Source organism: Mucilaginibacter sp. Mucisp73 (assembly GCF_059491465.1).
This window is the reverse complement of record NZ_CP168507.1, coordinates 2902883-2920149: the sequence shown is the minus strand read 5'-3', so window position 1 is coordinate 2920149 and position 17267 is coordinate 2902883. Positions and strand designations below refer to the sequence as shown.

The window sequence follows — 17267 nt, the reverse complement described above, 5'->3', positions numbered from 1 at the left end:
AATCATGAAAATCAAACTTTTGATGGCGGGCCTGTTAGGCTTGGTTTCAGCAACAGCTTTTGCACAGAAAGGCGAGTTAAATACCGCAAAAGAAGAATATGAAAAATATTCGGGCTTAAGGGGCCAGCCGGCAATGGCAGCAATGGCAGGCAAAAGCCTCACTACTGCAAAAGAATCAATTGACAAAGCTTCAGCCAATGAAAAAACCGCTACTTTACCGCTTACTTACGCTGTAAAAGGTTCAATTTATTCAGCGTTAGCTGTTCAGGATACTGTACCCGCTACTTCATTGCCTTTGTTTACCACAGCCGAAGAAGCCTTGAAAAAAGCTAAAGAAGCTGACACTAAAGGTGAAAATAAAAAAATGATTGATGAGGCATACTTAAATCTGGCTCAATATCAATTAACTAAAGGTGTAAAAGAATATTCGTCCGGTAAATATGATCTTGCTTACAAATCATTTGACTTTTACCGCACCGTATTACCAGAAGATACCAATGCCATTTATTACACCGGTCTTGCAGCTGCAAACGGAAAAAATTATCCGGCTGCAATTTCAAACTACAGCAAACTGGTAACTACAAAATATTCAAAAAATGCCGGGGTCTACCTTGATCTTTCTTCATTATATCTCGCCAGTAAAGACACTGCGGGAGCTCTCAAAGCAGTATCTGAAGGTGTGAGTAAATACCCGGCAAACAGTGAATTGCGTAAACGTGAAATCGAAATCAGCCTGCAAACAGGAAAAGAAAAAGAAGTTACCGATAAGATCCAGGCAGCTTTGGCTAATGACCCTAAAAACAAGACTTTGTATTACTATGCAGGTCTAACTTATTCACAAACAGCCGATAATTACGCAAAAGAAGCGGGTGCAACTAAAGATGCTGCTGCAAAAGCGAAACTGCAGGCCTCAAAAGCCGAGGCTTATGTTAAAGCTGGTGAAATGTATAAAAAAGCTTTAGAAATTGATCCTAATTATTTTGAAGCTAATTTAAACTATGGTTATGTAATACTTAACCCCGCTATTGACGCTTATAACGCTGCTAATAAATTGCCTGCTAACAAACAAAAAGAATACGATGCTGCTATTGCTAAAGCTAAAGCTCAGTTTGAACAAGCTAAACCATATTTGGTAAAAGCTGTTGAACTACAGCCAAAATCAATTGACGCATTGCAAAATTTAAGAACCTATTATTTGGGTGTTAAAGATGATGCGAATGCTTCAAAATTGAAAGCCCAGATTGATGCGTTGCCAGCCAATCAATAATTGGATAATACAATATAAAAAAGAGGGGCCTTGAAAAAGGCCTTTCTTTTAAAAGTATTACTTAACATAATGTTAATTATGGGAATAATATTCATTTGCAAATTTCACATAGATACTATTGATTTTAGCTTAAACTTTTACCGAATTGCACGGGTATACAGATAATATTTACAGGCGTTCACAGGTATGTAAAGTAATTGAAAAGTAGTTTACAATTTAAGAGTCAATAAAGTAGCGCGGGCTGCTGATAAGCATGAATTAAATATATTTGACATAGCAAATTGCTGTTATAAGCCGACTCGTAATTATTGATTTTTGATCGAACCAAAGACGAATTAAAAGTTTATTTAAACAATAAACCTTTCGATCAAATAAATAAAAAATGTGAGTCATATGGCGAAGCATTGCGCGATGGTTCAAACGTATACAAGGTTCGGTATCTCGTTAAAGTACCAGGCATGTGAAGCTCAAATTCTATTTAATACTTCTGAAAATAAATTTTTTCTTTTATATGGTAACAGGTCAGAACTTGATGGTTAGCGTTTGCTGTACAACTTACAATCACAAAGATTTTATCGGCCAGGCTATCGAGAGTTTCCTGATGCAGGAAACTAATTTTAGGTACGAGATTGTTATTGGCGACGATTGCTCAACCGATGGCACAACTGAAATAGTGAGATCATACAAGGAAAAATATCCTGATAAAATCAAAATCATCTACCCGGAAAAAAACCGTGGAGCCCATTTAAATACTATTAATACCATCAAAGCATGTGAAGGAAAATACATTGCTCTTTGTGATGGTGATGACTTTTGGACAAGTCCTCAAAAGTTGCAAAAGCAAGTCAATTTCCTGGAAAATAACCCGGAATATGTTATTTGCTGTCACTACACAAGAGTGATTGATATCAACAATAACACCCTGAATATCGAGCCAAATCCTGTACCGCTTGAATATACCTATCAAGATTTATTAGTTGGCCGGCAGGTAGAAACTAAAACAGCAACTGTTGTCTATCATAACATCCCAGAAGTACATGAATTGTTTCAGGAGTCATGGTATACCAGTTGCTATGCAGCCGATAAATTCTTTAAAATCTTTGCCACATTCAACACCGGGCGCAAAATATATGTAATGCCTGAGGTCATGAGCTGCTATCGCAATCATGTTGGCGGCATTTGGAGCATGATAAGAAATGATGCCCGGATGGAGATGGTTATCAGTGATTTTAATCTTATTATCAGGCGCTTTCGCTATCGTGGAATGCAAAAGAAAATGCTGCTGCTGCTGTATCTTAAAAGATATATACTATTTGAATTAGGCCGGTTTCGGTTACGTAAAGCTTTTGATACTGTAAAATATCTGCTTTAAACTTTATCCCAGTTTTTCCTTCCTGCTGTATTATGATCAACCTGTACCCAATCGGTACCTGGATAAGTATTGGGGCATAAACTGCCTCGTATTATTGACTAACAAGCACCCCATGCCCTACCCTCGGGCATATAATCAATAATTAAACGTAATTAAAACCACTTATGAGCTATCGAAGTTTCACCATACATAATAGAAAAGATTGGGACGAATATATAAACCGGTCATATGCGCACGAGGGATTTCATACCTGGTACTATCACTCTTTAAATAATGAAGGCGAGCCGCTTTTATTTGTTTATGAAGAAAATACAGTTTTTATAGCATTACCCGTAATCAAGCGGAAAATTGAAGGTTCCGAATACTTCGATATGACTTGCGTGTATGGCTATTCAGGGCCTTTATCCAACATACCCCTTGAAAACTTACCGGTCGCAATAACTACACAATTTAAGGTTGCGTTTACAGGTTTTATGAAAGAAGAATCGGCCATTTGTATCTTTTCAAGATTACATCCGTTCCTCAATCAGCATCATATTTTGGAAAATATTGGCGGTATTAAGGATAACGGCACAACGCTGTACGTTGATCTTTCCTTGTCTGAAGAAGAACAACGGAATGGCTATGACAAAAGGCTTGGTCGGCAGATAAGAAGCCTGCGAAAAATGGGCTTTGTTATTAAAGAAGCGGATACAATTCAGGAAATTGAACATTTTGCGGAAATCTATTATAAAAACATGGATAGGCTGCATGCCTCATCTAATTATTATTTTGATGTTCAGCATTTTATCAATCTTCTTAACGAGGAGTACATGAAAAATAAACTGATCTTAATTTACGATGGCCTAAACCTGATGTGCGGAGCGCTCATTTTATTATCAGATACCATAGTGAGAAACCACCTTTCTGCTACTTCTCCCGATTATCTGAATATTTCTCCGAGTAAATTATTAACAGACGAGATAAGTATGATTGGAAGAAGATTAGGAAAAAAGATCTTTCACCTTGGAGGCGGCGTAGGCGGAAAAGAAGATTCACTTTTTAATTTCAAAAAGCTTTTCTCCAACTCACAGGTAAAAGACCGGATCTGGTGCTATATCAATGATGAGCCTGCATATAACGAGCTTGTTTTAAAATCGGGTGTGGATCCCAATCCTGAAATTAAATTCTTTCCATTATATCGCCATCCTAACAGAAAAACACGGTCAACTACCTCTGAACCAGAAACCACCACAATTGAAAACCTTAATTAAATACAGAAATGAAAAATAAGTTTAACTATTCCGATGCTGACCTTGCCGTATTCGACCGAGTAATGGATGAATATGGATGGATTATATACGAAAATGCCCTGGACGAAGAATTCATTGATGAAATAACAGATTCATTGATACCTGCATACGATATCAGGCGTAAAATTCAAATTGCAAATGGTATAGGTGATAACATGAACGGAACGTTACACCACCTTGTTGAACGGGAAAGATTTTCACTGAAGTTTCTTGAACGAAAATATTGTGCAGATCAGATGATGCATTTCTTAAAAGGAAATTACATTATAAATTCGCTGGGCGCGGTCATCAATTTAAAAGATGAAAAACCATATGTTCAAAACATCCATCGGGATATAAGAAGTTTTACCGGCGATTTTAAAGTAATGATTCAAATGATGATAATATTAGATGATTTTACTCCTGAAAACGGATCAACTTATTTTTTGTCAGGCTCGCATAAAAGCGATGAAAAACCGGAGAGTGATTTCTTCTACAAAAATGCAGATCGTGCCAATACAAAAAGAGGCAGCATTATCTTGTTTGACTCCAATTTGTGGCATGCGGCTGGTAAAAATTATACTGATGCAACAAGGCGGACATTAACCATGGCTTTTACTAAGCCTTTTTTTAAACAACAGCTTGATTATCCAAGATTTTTGGGATATGAATTTGGCGAAGGATTAAGTGATGACCTGAGGCAAGTTTTGGGTTATAAATCCCGGGTGCCGGAAAACTTAAACGAATATTATCAGCCTGTTGAAAAAAGAATGTACCAGCCCGGTCAGGGTTAAATTCAAAATTTGCCATCTATTGTCAATGCTGTTTAATCTTTGATTTTAAAATCTGCCTTAAACTAACAACAATGCTACACTTGTGTTATTAAGCAAAAACTAAAATCATGGATCTTAAACTTAATGACAAAATCGCGCTGGTAACCGGATCAACAGCCGGAATTGGCTATGCTATTGCAAAATCATTAGCCAACGAGGGCGCCACGATATATATAAATGGCCGAAGCCAAACCAAGGTTGACGAAGTTGTAAAAAAGCTGATTGCCGAAACCGGTAACAATAAAATTAAAGGCATTGCTGCTGATTTTTCAAATATTGCGCAAGTTGAAACACTGACAGCACAATTGCTGGAAGTTGATATCCTGGTGAACAACGTGGGTATTTTTGAACCTAAACCATTTACCGAAATTACCGATGCCGACTGGCTGAAGTTTTTTGAGGTCAATGTACTAAGCGGGGTACGGTTGTCGAAAGCCTATTTTGATAAAATGATCAGTAAAAATTGGGGCCGTATTATTTTTATCTCCAGCGAATCGGCATATCAGATCCCCGAAGAAATGATCCATTATGGCACAACCAAAACGGCTCAAATTGCAGTTGCACGTGGTTTGGCCGAACTTACTAAAAGCACAGGTGTTACAGTAAATACTGTTTTGCCCGGGCCGACTTTATCTGAAGGCGTGGGCGATTTCATTGAGGCTTTAGCAAAAGATCAGGGTTTGAGTAATACTGAGGTAGAAAAAGAATTTTTCACTAATGTGCGTGGCACGTCATTAATAAAACGCTTTATTACTACAGAGGAAATTGCAAACTTGGTTACCTATATTGCAAGTCCGCTATCGGCAGCAACTAATGGTGCAACTTTACGTGCTGATGGCGGGGTTATAAAAACCGCATTCTAAAATTTAAACGAAAACGCATAAAAAATCCCGGTCAGGTGTAATACCTGGCCGGGATTTTTTATGCGTTCTAAATTCTAATGTTTTGTAGTGTCTTTTTTGCTTGTGTCGGTCTTAGCTGTGTCAGTAGCCGCCGGTGCAGGTGCACTTTGACTTGTTGAATCCATTTTTGTACTGTCAGAACCATCGCCTGCTTTTTTTTCCGAGCTACAGCTGGTTGCAATAGCGCCGATCATTGCCGCGACAAGTGCGAAACTTAAAAATTGCTTTTTCATAGTTATTTGCTTTTGATTAAATGATCAATTTATGATGAACCATACTATTAACGAAGCTTTAACCGTATTGTTTACCGGTAATTCTGGATTTTATTATCTTTTTATTTTTAAACATACGTCTGTTTGATTCACATTTGCCACTTATTGTTTAATTTTTTTCTGATCTTTAAGCGCTATGGTAGTATCCGAAGGATTATTAAAGTGGGTAATGCGCTTCTACCCTCCTCTCCTTTTCCAGCGTATCTGGGTAGTTAAATTCAGCAAAGGCTACCGTGGTGTTAAGGTAAAAGTCAGGAAAAGTTTTCTTAACAAAAACTATAATAACTCAATTTTTGGCGGCACGCTTTTTTCGGCTGCAGATCCCTTTTACCCTATCCTGTTTTATCAAATATTTAGCCATAAAGGTTATAAACTTACGGTTTGGTCAAAATCGGCAACAGTAAAATACGCAAGGCCGGCAGCAACAAATTTATCTTTTGATATCGAGCTATCAGACAGCGATATAGCCGAAGCAGAACATGTTTTAAATACAGCCGGGAAATTTATTCGCTCGTTCCCTATTGACATTTACAATAAAGATGGCGAAATATGCGTATCCCTCATGATTGAGGTATATGTTCGAAACTTAAACTTTACTGATACTACTATATAACTTATACTGATGACTGTAATTATGAATGACGAAGCTTTTGAAAAAAAAGGCTTCAAAGTCTCAACCGATAAAAACCTGCTTAACGTTGATGTTATTTATGATTATCTGAATAATGAATCGTACTGGGCAAAAGGCATCCCGCGTCAAAAATTAGCCAGGGCAATTGAAAACTCCATGTGTTTTGGCATCTATCTCAAGAATGAGCAGGTGGGTTTTGCGCGCGTTGTTTCTGATAATGCTACGTTTGCCTATATCTGCGACGTATTTATTTTACCCGGTTACCGAGGCATAGGCCTTTCCAAATGGCTGGTACAAACCATTGTTAAGCATCCCGATCTGAAAGGTTTAAGAAGGTGGTCTTTAGCCACAAAGGACGCGCACAACTTATACAGCCAGTTTGGTTTTTCACCCATCTCACGCCCTGAAACCTGGATGGAAATTTTTACACCATATATTAAGCCCTAATAATCAAAAGGCTATGAACAAAACAAACGTTAAGAAGCTGATTTTTGAAGGTGAAGGGGTTACTGTCGATTTTAAAAAAACGATAACCAGTTGCGAAAAAATAGCCCGGACGATGGTATCATTCGCTAACAACAAAGGTGGTAAATTACTTATTGGGGTTACTGATGACGGCACAATAAAGGGTGTGAAATCAGACGACGAAGAAAGGTACATGATAACAAAGGCAGCTCATTTTTTTTCGAGGCCGGCGCTTGAACCTGTTTTTGAAGAGGTATATTTTGATGATAAATTGGTACTCGTTGTAGAGATTGCTTCAAGCGAGCTAAAACCTCATTATGCCCTGGCCGAAGACGGTAAATGGTGGGCTTATGTACGCGTAAAAGATAAAAGTGTACTGGCCAGTAAAATTGTACTGGAAGTTTTAAAACGTTCGTCAAATGATCAGGGTGTTTTAATTGAGTATTCTGAAAACGAAAGTACCTTGCTTGGCCATTTGGAAAAAGCTGGCCGCATTACCATAAAAGAATGCAGTGAACTGCTTAAAGTTGGGCGCCGGCGTGCTCAGAATGTACTTGTTGACCTGATATTATCAGGCCTGATCAAAATCAACACAACCGAAAAGGAAGAATATTATACAGCCTGCTGACTTTTCTGTGTGCCCGAATGGTTACTTTTGTCCTCCTGTTGCCTGAGTAATCATGAGAGCCCTTTACCAAAAATACAAACCTTATTATCTTGAAAGCCTTAAATTGGCTATCCCGGTAATTATATCAAACGTAGGACACACACTTGTTCAAATGTCTGATATCATCATTGTGGGGCATTTTGCGGGCACTGTTTCTTTGGCTGCGGTATCAACCGTAAACAGTCTGTTCATGGTTCCGTTGGTGATTGGCATGGGGATCTCTTATGGTTTAACGCCACTTATCGCCCAAAATAATGGGCGCAAAAATCACAAAGAATGCGGCCTGTTATTATCCAATAGTTTATTCCTGAATATACTGAGCGGAATCATCCTGTTTTGCGGAATCTACTTTGGGACCATGTTGCTTATCGGCCACCTTGACCAGTCGCCCGAGGTTGTAAAAGAGGCTAAGCCATATTTATTTTTGCTTAGCTTGTCCCTAATCCCCTTGCTCATTTTTAACACGTTTAAGCAATTTGCAGAAGGTTTGGGTTTTACTAAACAGGCCATGATGATATCGATATGGGGTAACCTTATTAATATTTTGTTCGGGATAATTTTTGTTAAGGGCCTGTTTGGCATCCAACCAATGGGTATCAGAGGTGTTGGCTACAGTACACTGATTGATCGTTGCTTAATGGCAACTGTTATGGGTATCTATGTTTTCCGTTCAAAAAATTTTAAAACTTATTTAACAGATTTTGCCATTAAGCATATCGATAGGCTTCGAGGTATCCAGATCATGAAAATCGGTGCGCCTGTGGCAATGCAATACACATTTGAGATCAGCGCCTTTGGCGGCGCTGCATTATTGGTTGGCACCATCGGCGTGGTTGCGCAGGCCGCACACCAGGTTACTATAACTATGGCATCCATGACTTATATGATGGCAAGCGGCATTGGTGCGGCTGCAGCAATTAAATCGGGTAACTATTTTGGTGTAAGTGATCATCGTAATTTAAGGCTCGCGGCTATATCCAATTATCACATTGTATTGCTGTTTATGACGTTTACGGCAGTAGTATTTGCTTTAGGCAGGCATCTTTTACCATGGATTATTACCTCGGATAAAGAAGTAATAACCATTGCATCACAGCTACTTATAATTGCAGCATTTTTCCAGCTGTTTGATGGCGCACAGGTTGTTGGGCTTGGTGTACTAAGGGGCATGGGCGATGTAAATATCCCAACTGTTATTACTTTTCTGGCGTATTGGATAATTGGTTTGCCTGTTGGTTACCTGCTTGGTATTAAATTAAACCTTGGGGTTTATGGGGTTTGGTATGGCCTTGTGCTGGGCCTTGGAACCGCATCGGTACTTTTATTTGTACGGTTTAACCTGTTAAGCAAAAGCCACAAGCAAAAGCCGGTAATACCAGTAATAGCAATGGATTAAAAATAGAGGTCGATAGCCGCCTTGAACGTATTACAGTGCGCTTCCACAATATCTTTAATTTGTGGTGAATACCCTCCTCCCATACTTACCTGCACGGGGACATCGTGTTTGATGCATTGTTCAAAAACAAACTGATCACGGGCTTTACATGCGTCTTTACTTAGTGCAAGCTTACCCAGCTTATCAGTAGCCAAAATATCAACACCCGAAAGGTAAAAGATAAAGTCGGGCTTATGTTGCTCAATCAATCGCGGCAGCGTTGTTTTAAGTATGTCGAGAAACTCGCCATCACTTACGCCATCTTTTAAAGGGATATCCAGATCAGATTGCTCCTTTCTGTAAGGGAAATTGTTAGCTCCATGCATTGAGAAAGTAAATACCCTGGACTCATTTTCAAAGATCTCAGCTGTGCCGTTGCCTTGATGTACATCTAAATCAATTATTAAGATAGATGTGGCTAATTTATTGTCCAATAAATAATTAGCTGCAATGGCTTGGTCATTTAACAGGCAGAAACCTTCACCCCAGTTACTGCCTGCATGATGTGTACCGCCTGCAACATTGAACGCGACACCATCGTCAAAAGCGTACCGGCAGCCATCAATTGTGCCTTTTGCTATCCTGATCTCCCGTTCAACCAATTGCGCCGATAAAGGAAAACCCGTGCGGCGTTGTTCCTTCGGTGAAAGCGTGAGGTCTCGAAGCTGATGCCAGTAATTTTCATCATGGGTACGGGTAATGATATTTTCTTCCAGCAGCCCCGGCGAAAACAGATTATTCCTGCCTATCACGCCTTCATATAATAACTGGCCCGGGATCAGTTCATACTTCAGCATAGGAAAGCGGTGCCCCTCGGGTAGCGGATGGGCATATATCGGATCGTAAGCTATTTTGAGCATACCTTCTATCCTATCAACTCTCCAACATGTTTTTGAATATTGTCGCAAATACTATCCAACGGTAAATCATTAGCATCCCGACCAAAAGGGTCCTCAATTTCCTCAGCTAATAACTCAATACTCGCAAAAACAAAAAGTACAAAGCAGATTATCGGGATAATAAAATATTTGAGGTCAAAGGCCCAGGTAAACGGCAGGGTCATGATGTACGTAAAGATAAATTTCTTGATAAAAACATTGTACGAAAACGGAATAGGCGTTTTCTTAATTCGTTCACATGCACCGCAAATATCTGTAAAACAAGTAATTTCAGCTGTTATGCTAAACAATTGCTCCGGGTTGATAGCACCTTCTTTATTTAACCTGTAAATGTTTTTAATCATTTCAGAAGCTACTTGGTTGGGTACATGTTTTTGTGCATCGACACTGATGAACGACTGCTCCTCCGGAACATATTCATCCCGTAAATGATCTCTCAAGGCTCTTGCATAACGCGGAATAGCGTAGTTAAAAAAAGCCAGTTCATTTTCGCCAATCAGATGTTTTAATTTTATGGCAAGGTTGCGGCTATTGTTAACCAGGCTTCCCCAAATCTTACGCCCTTCCCACCAGCGGTCATAAGCAGAGTTGATACGAAATGCGAGCAATAAAGAGAATACGAAACCTATTGTTTGATGAATAAAGATCACCTTCTTGAGTATGCTTGTATCGGGCAATTGCCAAAAATCAATCAGGAAATAGGTAACAACACCTGCATATGCACCTACGGCAAGCATAAGTGGAAATAACTCGCGTAGCGTTTCGGCTTTATTTATTTTAAAAATGAATGAAAACCACTCTTTGGGATTGTAGTAAACCATATATCTCTGAAAATTTAAACAGCTTTTAGTGCATCAGCCATCAATCTGGCTGCTTTGTAAACATCCTCAAATGTATTGTAAAGCGGTACAGGGCTCAGGCGGATCACATCCGGTTCGCGCCAATCGCCTATCACGCCATTTTGCGCAAGGTAGTTGAAAATAGCCCTGGCATTTCGCTTGCAAACTACTGAAAGCTGGCAGCCTCGGGCAGCCGCATCAGCCGGAGTAATTATCCGATAAATCTCTTCGCCCTGCTGTTCATTGATGCCTTGAATCAAAAACTCCAAATATCCCGTTAAATGAATGCTTTTTTGACGAAGGGTATCTAACCCGCCCGCATCATCAAAAATAGCCATAGAAGCTTTAAATAAAGCTAGGAGTGGAATTGGGCTGGTGCTTACCTGCCAGCCGGCCGCGCCAATCTCAGGATCGAAACCAGGGGCCATCAGGAATTGCTTGTCGCGACGGTATCCCCACCAGCCGGCAAACCTGTTCAGTTCCTTATCGGTAAAATGTTTTTCATGCACAAAAATGCCGCTTATACCGCCCGGTCCGGAGTTCATGTATTTGTACGAACACCAGCAAGCGAAATCGGCTCCCCAGTTGTGCAACTGCAAGGGAACGTTCCCCGCAGCATGAGCCAGATCAAAGCCTGCATAAGCGCCTGCTGCGTGGGCGGCATCTGTAATTGCTTTCAGATCAAAAAACTGTCCGGTATAGTAATTGATTCCGCCGAACAGCGCTAAGGCAAGTTCATTTTTGTTTTGATCAATGGTTTCAATGATATCTTCGGTACGTAATGTAACCTCCCCGTCCCGCGGGAAAATCTCAATTATTGTATCCTTAGGATCGAGACCGTGGAATCTCACCTGGCTTTCCATTGCATATTGATCAGAAGGGAAAGCCCCTCCCTCCATGAGAATTTTAAAACGCTTATTATCTGGTTTATAAAAACTTACCATCAATAAATGAAGATTTACTGTAAGTGAGTTCATTATGGCAACTTCATTATCCCGCGCGCCTACAACGTCGGCGATTGAGCCCGTAATGGATTTGTGATAATCAAGCCAGGGATCATCTCCCTGAAACCAACCTTCAACGGCAAGGTTTTTCCAGGTGTTTAATTGATCGGCTAAATATTGTTGCGCGGAAACAGGTTGCAAGCCAAGCGAGTTACCGCAAAGGTAAACCGCGTCTTCACCATTGTGCTGGGGAATTAAAAAACGACTTCGGAAATTTTTTAATGAATCCTGCTCATCCTGCCGCCGGGCAAACGCCAGATCGTTTTGATAGTTCATTCGCCAATAATACAAAATAGGAAGCTTATTTGTTGGGCTTGCTCACGTAAATATTGCCTTTTACATAGAAACGATAAGGCAGCAGGGCATCTTCAGCAGCGTAAGCCACTCCTATTCGTGGGCCGGCTTTTATCTGATTATCCGGAAAATGAAGGCCACGGTCTTCAAGCCAGATCGTATCGCCCTGCAAACTAAACGCATTGATATTGCGCGAAATGCCTAACGCCTTGGCTACCGAACCGGGCCCGGCAGTTATGGTTGGCTTAAGAACCGGCATGTTGCGCCGTACCTGCATTGCTTCAAGCCCATCGGTAGGTTGAATAGCCCGGATAAGAATTGCCTGCGGATGCCCTTCGCTTGAGGTAACGATATTAAACATTTCATGAATGCCATAACAGAGGTAAACATATGCAATGCCACCCTGCATGAACATGGTTTTAGTGCGGGGGGTAAGTCGATTGCCAAAAGCGTGAGAGGCTTTATCCACAACACCATTATAAGCTTCTGTTTCAACAATATAGCCTCCTGTTGTTATACCATCAATGCAAGTAAATAAATACTTACCTAACAGATCTTTACTGATATTTACAACATCGTTACCCAGGTAATAACTTTCAGGTAATTTCATTTTTTCAGGATTCCCTTCAATAATTTGTTAATCTCTTTTGACTTGTCAAAGATCATGATATGTGTACCTCCTTTAACAATGGTGGCGTTTTTTACTCTTTTGTAATCAAACACCAAATCCATATCACCGGTGATGTGATAGAGGTTTGGCGGGATAACTTCGTTCTTCCAGTGCAAAATGGCATACATAGCCCATTTCATAAATACCGGCGATGATCTTTTGAGCATATCGCTAAATAACCAGGCATCCTCCTGACTCATGTGACCAAACAAAGGTTTGATCATAAAACCCATCAAATTAAATACTTTTCCCGGGACAAGTTTGTAAACAGGCAGCGCGTGAAAGAGTTTAAAATACCATGGCGCCTCATCACTGGTTTTAATACTGGAAATCAAAATAACCTTTTCGGCAGGGATGAGCTTCGCCATTTCAACAGCGACAATTCCGCCTAAGGAGTTGCCGATCAGTACTGAGTTTGATTTTATATTGTATTGATAAATAAGCTTTTGAGCATAACTAACTAAAGTGTCTTTTGAATTCGGTTCTATCCAGTCTACCGTAATTACCTCATGCTCATCACTGAGGTTAATATTGTTGTATACACGCGTATCTGCACCGAGACCGGCAATTAGATAGATCCTGCTCATTAAAAATTAATAAGCTTTACTATTTGCTCAAGATATTGCGCATCTGTTTCATTGAACTGATCAAGCAACTCGCTGTCTACATCAAGTACGGCCGCTACCTTATCGTCTTTAAATACCGGCACCACAATTTCTGACCGGGAAAGCGAGCTACAGGCAATATGCCCGGGAAATGCCTCAACATCCGGCACAATCAAAGTTTTAGCCTGCTGCCAAGCGGTACCGCAAACACCTTTCCCCAGGCCAATACGGGTACACGCAACCGGCCCTTGAAATGGCCCTAAAACCAATTCGTTTCCTTTAACCATGTAAAAACCTACCCAAAACCATTTAAACTGCTCTTTTAAGGCTGCCGCTACGTTTGCCATATTAGCAACGAGGTCAGGCTCACCATAAAGTAATGCTTCTATTTGAGGGACAAGTGAAGCGTATTGCTCAGCTTTATCGGTCGATTTATTTATTGTTAGATCTTCTGCCATGATGTAAAAGTAACTATGCTGCATTGAAAGTAAATAAGGTAAATATCATATTTAATCTTTTATTTAGCATTTACATGATCGTTAGCCTTACTATAATCCGCTACCGCAAACTATTTATTCCTTTTGCCCTGTTGGCTATGGTTATTCATCGCCTTCCCCTATTGATGCAAAAAGGATGCAGTTTTTACAAACTTCTTGGCTCTGGAAAAAACGGAACATTTGACCTTGAACCCGACTGGCAACAATGGGGCTTATTGGCTTGCTGGGATAGCAGGGAAAATTTTGACGCATTTTATAACAGGTCGTTCGTCTCATCCTGGTGGAAGCTGTTAGGTACTGAAAGCTGGACAATGATTTGTCAGCCCCTGCAAAGCCACGGGAGTTGGGATGGAAAAGAGCTATTCGGCAAGCCCGATGTAAGCGACATTAATGGCCCAGTCGCCGTGCTCACACGCGCAACAATCAAACTTAGCAGGTTAAAGAATTTCTGGGCCAATGTAGATACCGTTGCAAACATAATGACATCCGCTCCCGGATATATAAATTCATTTGGCGTTGGTGAAGCTCCGGTATACAGACAAGCTACATTTTCTGTTTGGGAAAGCCTGGAACACGTCAAAGCTTTTGCATATAAAAGCCCCGAACATGCCGAAGTAATTAAAAAGACAAGAAGCGAAGGTTGGTATAGCGAGGAACTTTTTGCACGGTTTAAGCCTATTGCCAGTTTCGGTACCATTAACGGAAAAGACCCATTAAAGGGCTTATTGAATAATTAAAAAGACATGAGAATTATTGCAGAACTCCCCCATCCCGATTTTAAAATCTCTATCCTGAATATGAATAATAAATTTATTGTAAAGGTAGAGCAGGGTTCCCTTGAGCAGAGTTACAAGATCCCGGAAATGGATTTAACCGACGGGGTAAACAGTGTTTTTGAATTACTTGATGAGGAGTTTTTAAAAAAGATAGCCGCCCGGTTTATCGACATGCGTAACGATTATAAAGACGCTTATTTTAGATATAACTATTGAAATAAAACATCAATTTACATTGATAAACAATAACTTATAAGTAAAAGTAACTGTAGGCAAAATTTAATTTGGCAAAAAAATTGCATTTTAAGTTCTGCTTGTCTTTATTTTACATAGTATCTAAATAAAAAATTAAATAAACTAATATTAATGTATTGATATTAAAGTAGTTATATAGTTAAACAAAATTTTATTCTGCACTGATTTTAACGGAATAAATGAAAGGTCAAGCCAATAACAGGTCGCAATACCAAAAACCGGAAGGTTTGGCATCGGTAGCAGAAACGCAGGAATCATTGGCGTTTTTCGGCGTGGCGTATTCCTTAAAAATTTTCACACCTGTTTTGTATTCAATTGGGTTTTTAAATATCGGCCCTTTAAAAGTGAAGGTATGAAATTCCCCATTCTCGCCGCAAACGTCAACATCGTCAGGCAACGCATCAATTAACTCCCGACTGATCTCTTTACCAACAATGCGTTCCAAACGTTGCTGGGTACAGGCTATCACGGTTCCGAAACCGAGGTTCAAAAATTCATTTATTAATTCGGATGTATCCCTTTTCCATAAGGGGTAAATACCTTTGAGCCCAACCTCGCTTAACCGTGCATCGCGGTAATCTTTTAGGTCTTGCAAAAATATATCGCCAAAAATGGAATGGGTTACACCTTCATTTTTAAAGCGAGTTAAATGGTGTCGCATCACATCGTCATATTCCTGCATACCCGGCATTTCGGGCAGGCGGATTTGGTATAAAGGAATACCAATGGCTTCGGCCTGTTTAATCAGCAGTTCAGTCCGTACACCATGCATGGAAATCCGGTCGGCTGCATCATTGATCGTAGTTACAAGATAGGCGATTTCGAGATCCGGATTTTGCAGGCAATGATATAAAGCGAGGGCGCTGTCTTTACCGCCGCTCCAATTGAAGATACACTTCATATTTAATTGGTGATTTAGTGAGTTAGCGAATTAGTGATTTAATCTTTTAATAATTGGTTCACTAATTCAGGTACGCCAACTGTTGCTTTTTCCTGGATTTTAATAACCGGCCCTTTAACATTTACAAAAGGTATATTGGGATCGATAATATACTTTGGCGTCTCGCGGTCAACATAACCGATAAGCCCTGCGGCCGGGTAAACAGCAAGGGAGGTACCTATAAGCATAAATATATCAGCCCCCACGCATATAGCGGCTGCATGTTCTATCATTGGTACGGGCTCACCAAACCAAACTACGTGCGCACGTAATTGTGAACCTAATTCGCAAAGCTCTCCCATTTTAATTTCCCACCCATCGATAGGATAAGTAAGTTCTGGTTTGATACTTGATTGTGAGCGGGTGATAATGCCATGTAAATGCACCACATTGGTTGAACCTGCCCTTTCATGCAGGTCGTCAATATTTTGAGTGATGATGGTTACATTATATTTTTCTTCGAGGGTGGCAAGGGCGTAGTGTGCTGCATTGGGCTTGGCTTCCAATACTGTTTTACGGCGTTCGTTATAAAATTGCTGTACCATAACCGGGTTATGCTCCCAGGCCTCAGGCGTGGCTACGTCTTCAATATTATACCCTTCCCAAAGCCCATCGCTATCCCTGAAGGTTTTTAAACCACTTTCGGCGCTGATACCTGCGCCGGTTAACACTACTAAGTTCTTCATTTTAATATAAACAGATGATAATTGATTAGGCCATAAAAAAAGCGGACTGCCTTTCAACAATCCGCTTTAAATTTAAATGCTTTTATATTATAAAGCCAATTGCTTTTTGTCCTGAAGAAAAGTGTACTTATTCTTAGCCAATTCAAAACCACCAAAAAGTATTGCACTAAATACTAATGTACCCAATGCCATATTTTTCTCAAACGGAATAGCTTTAATCAATGATTCACCATAGCCAGCTAAAGTATGCGGATAAAGTGTACCATATAACCAGGGCAGATCTGTAATTAACCAGTGAATTAAAACTGCTGCGATTGAGCCTAAAAGCACATTAAGAACATTTACCTTTTCAAGCAAATTACCAACAAGCACCATTAATGCAAAACACAGGTAAACCCATGCGGCTCCGCCATACCATAAAGTTAACTTTGAAGTATACAGGTAATTAATCACGATATCTGTAGTAAACAACGTAAGCAATACAGTAGCATACCCTTTCCACTTTGAGGTAAAATAAGCACCGCCAAATAATGCAATAGCACCCACCGGATTGAAATTACTCAATTCTTTATACTTAAATGCTAAAAGCCTGAATGCGGCAGCAACCAGGATTATCAGGATCAGGAACAGGTTGCGGTTGGTGTTATCTTTTGCGGTCATGATTTTATATATGGCGTAAAATTACTT

21 protein-coding genes are annotated in these 17267 nt (G+C 40.0%); 11 read left to right on the top strand and 10 right to left on the bottom strand.

Going from position 1 to position 17267, the window contains the following annotated elements; translation table 11 throughout:
• Window positions 1-4: 4 nt before the first annotated feature.
• From ACEN82_RS12375 to ACEN82_RS12355, 5 genes are all read left to right on the top strand, one after another.
• Window positions 5-1267 (top strand): tetratricopeptide repeat protein, encoded by a 1263-nt coding sequence (locus tag ACEN82_RS12375; protein ID WP_413317149.1) that lies wholly within the window; start codon window positions 5-7, stop codon window positions 1265-1267.
• Between the two features lie 511 nt (window positions 1268-1778).
• Window positions 1779-2639: a glycosyltransferase family 2 protein gene (locus ACEN82_RS12370; RefSeq protein WP_413317147.1), complete on the top strand. Its 861-nt coding sequence runs from the start codon at window positions 1779-1781 to the stop codon at window positions 2637-2639.
• A gap of 164 nt (window positions 2640-2803) precedes the next feature.
• Window positions 2804-3892 carry a GNAT family N-acetyltransferase gene (locus ACEN82_RS12365; RefSeq protein ID WP_413317145.1) on the top strand — a complete coding sequence of 363 codons (1089 nt, stop codon included), beginning with the start codon at window positions 2804-2806 and terminating at the stop codon, window positions 3890-3892.
• An 8-nt stretch (window positions 3893-3900) separates the two neighbouring features.
• The gene (locus ACEN82_RS12360) at window positions 3901-4704 is read left to right on the top strand and encodes a phytanoyl-CoA dioxygenase family protein (RefSeq protein ID WP_354482803.1); all 804 of its coding nucleotides are present in this window, start codon (window positions 3901-3903) and stop codon (window positions 4702-4704) included.
• 107 nt (window positions 4705-4811) lie between these two features.
• Window positions 4812-5606: an SDR family NAD(P)-dependent oxidoreductase gene (locus tag ACEN82_RS12355; protein ID WP_413317143.1), complete on the top strand. Its 795-nt coding sequence runs from the start codon at window positions 4812-4814 to the stop codon at window positions 5604-5606.
• Between the two features lie 74 nt (window positions 5607-5680).
• On the opposite strand, the gene ACEN82_RS12350 is transcribed toward ACEN82_RS12355, so the two are convergent.
• Window positions 5681-5878, bottom strand: coding sequence for a hypothetical protein (locus tag ACEN82_RS12350; RefSeq protein WP_091164641.1), 198 nt, complete (start codon window positions 5876-5878; stop codon window positions 5681-5683).
• Window positions 5879-6053: 175 nt separating this feature from the next.
• On the opposite strand from ACEN82_RS12350, the gene ACEN82_RS12345 reads away from it, so the two are divergent.
• Genes ACEN82_RS12345 through ACEN82_RS12330 form a run of 4 tightly spaced genes read left to right on the top strand, consistent with a single transcriptional unit; the run spans window position 6054 to window position 9076 of the window.
• Window positions 6054-6530 carry a DUF4442 domain-containing protein gene (locus ACEN82_RS12345; protein WP_413317140.1) on the top strand — a complete coding sequence of 159 codons (477 nt, stop codon included), beginning with the start codon at window positions 6054-6056 and terminating at the stop codon, window positions 6528-6530.
• A gap of 9 nt (window positions 6531-6539) precedes the next feature.
• Complete coding sequence (locus ACEN82_RS12340) at window positions 6540-6995, top strand: GNAT family N-acetyltransferase (protein WP_413317138.1); 456 nt, start codon at window positions 6540-6542, stop codon at window positions 6993-6995.
• 13 nt (window positions 6996-7008) lie between these two features.
• A complete protein-coding gene (locus tag ACEN82_RS12335; RefSeq protein WP_413317136.1) occupies window positions 7009-7641 on the top strand; it encodes an AlbA family DNA-binding domain-containing protein in 633 nt (210 codons plus the stop codon).
• Window positions 7642-7693: 52 nt separating this feature from the next.
• Complete coding sequence (locus ACEN82_RS12330) at window positions 7694-9076, top strand: MATE family efflux transporter (RefSeq protein WP_413317134.1); 1383 nt, start codon at window positions 7694-7696, stop codon at window positions 9074-9076.
• Here the strand turns inward: ACEN82_RS12330 and ACEN82_RS12325 are convergent.
• From ACEN82_RS12325 to ACEN82_RS12300, 6 genes are read right to left on the bottom strand one after another with little or no spacing between them, the layout of a single operon-like run.
• Complete coding sequence (locus ACEN82_RS12325) at window positions 9073-9975, bottom strand: histone deacetylase family protein (protein ID WP_413317132.1); 903 nt, start codon at window positions 9973-9975, stop codon at window positions 9073-9075. The genes ACEN82_RS12330 and ACEN82_RS12325 overlap by 4 nt on opposite strands.
• A 5-nt stretch (window positions 9976-9980) precedes the next feature.
• The gene (locus ACEN82_RS12320; RefSeq protein ID WP_413317130.1) at window positions 9981-10835 is read right to left on the bottom strand and encodes a bestrophin family protein; all 855 of its coding nucleotides are present in this window, start codon (window positions 10833-10835) and stop codon (window positions 9981-9983) included.
• Between the two features lie 14 nt (window positions 10836-10849).
• Window positions 10850-12133, bottom strand: a complete 1284-nt coding sequence (kynU, locus tag ACEN82_RS12315) for a kynureninase (protein ID WP_413317128.1) — start codon at window positions 12131-12133, stop codon at window positions 10850-10852.
• A gap of 25 nt (window positions 12134-12158) precedes the next feature.
• A complete protein-coding gene (locus tag ACEN82_RS12310) occupies window positions 12159-12761 on the bottom strand; it encodes a DNA-3-methyladenine glycosylase (protein ID WP_413317126.1) in 603 nt (200 codons plus the stop codon).
• Entirely contained in the window at window positions 12758-13408 is a 651-nt protein-coding gene (locus tag ACEN82_RS12305) for an alpha/beta hydrolase (RefSeq protein WP_413317124.1), read from the bottom strand. Before ACEN82_RS12305 ends, ACEN82_RS12310 begins: the two co-directional genes overlap by 4 nt.
• The gene (locus ACEN82_RS12300) at window positions 13408-13884 is read right to left on the bottom strand and encodes a GAF domain-containing protein (protein ID WP_413317122.1); all 477 of its coding nucleotides are present in this window, start codon (window positions 13882-13884) and stop codon (window positions 13408-13410) included. Before ACEN82_RS12300 ends, ACEN82_RS12305 begins: the two co-directional genes overlap by 1 nt.
• Before the next feature lie 74 nt (window positions 13885-13958).
• Here ACEN82_RS12300 and ACEN82_RS12295 point away from each other — a divergent pair, with 74 nt between their 5' ends.
• On the top strand, window positions 13959-14660 hold the full coding sequence (locus ACEN82_RS12295; RefSeq protein ID WP_495644133.1) for a DUF3291 domain-containing protein: 702 nt from the start codon (window positions 13959-13961) through the stop codon (window positions 14658-14660).
• A gap of 6 nt (window positions 14661-14666) precedes the next feature.
• Window positions 14667-14915, top strand: a complete 249-nt coding sequence (locus ACEN82_RS12290) for a hypothetical protein (protein ID WP_090525603.1) — start codon at window positions 14667-14669, stop codon at window positions 14913-14915.
• Window positions 14916-15141: 226 nt separating this feature from the next.
• On the opposite strand, the gene ACEN82_RS12285 is transcribed toward ACEN82_RS12290, so the two are convergent.
• The 3 genes from ACEN82_RS12285 to ACEN82_RS12275 all read right to left on the bottom strand — a co-directional run bounded on the left by ACEN82_RS12285 (window position 15142) and on the right by ACEN82_RS12275 (window position 17240).
• Window positions 15142-15855 (bottom strand): Dph6-related ATP pyrophosphatase, encoded by a 714-nt coding sequence (locus ACEN82_RS12285; RefSeq protein ID WP_413317118.1) that lies wholly within the window; start codon window positions 15853-15855, stop codon window positions 15142-15144.
• A 38-nt stretch (window positions 15856-15893) separates the two neighbouring features.
• Complete coding sequence (locus ACEN82_RS12280) at window positions 15894-16580, bottom strand: SIR2 family NAD-dependent protein deacylase (RefSeq protein WP_413317116.1); 687 nt, start codon at window positions 16578-16580, stop codon at window positions 15894-15896.
• A gap of 87 nt (window positions 16581-16667) precedes the next feature.
• Complete coding sequence (locus ACEN82_RS12275) at window positions 16668-17240, bottom strand: DUF6580 family putative transport protein (RefSeq protein WP_413317114.1); 573 nt, start codon at window positions 17238-17240, stop codon at window positions 16668-16670.
• Window positions 17241-17267 lie beyond the last annotated feature (27 nt).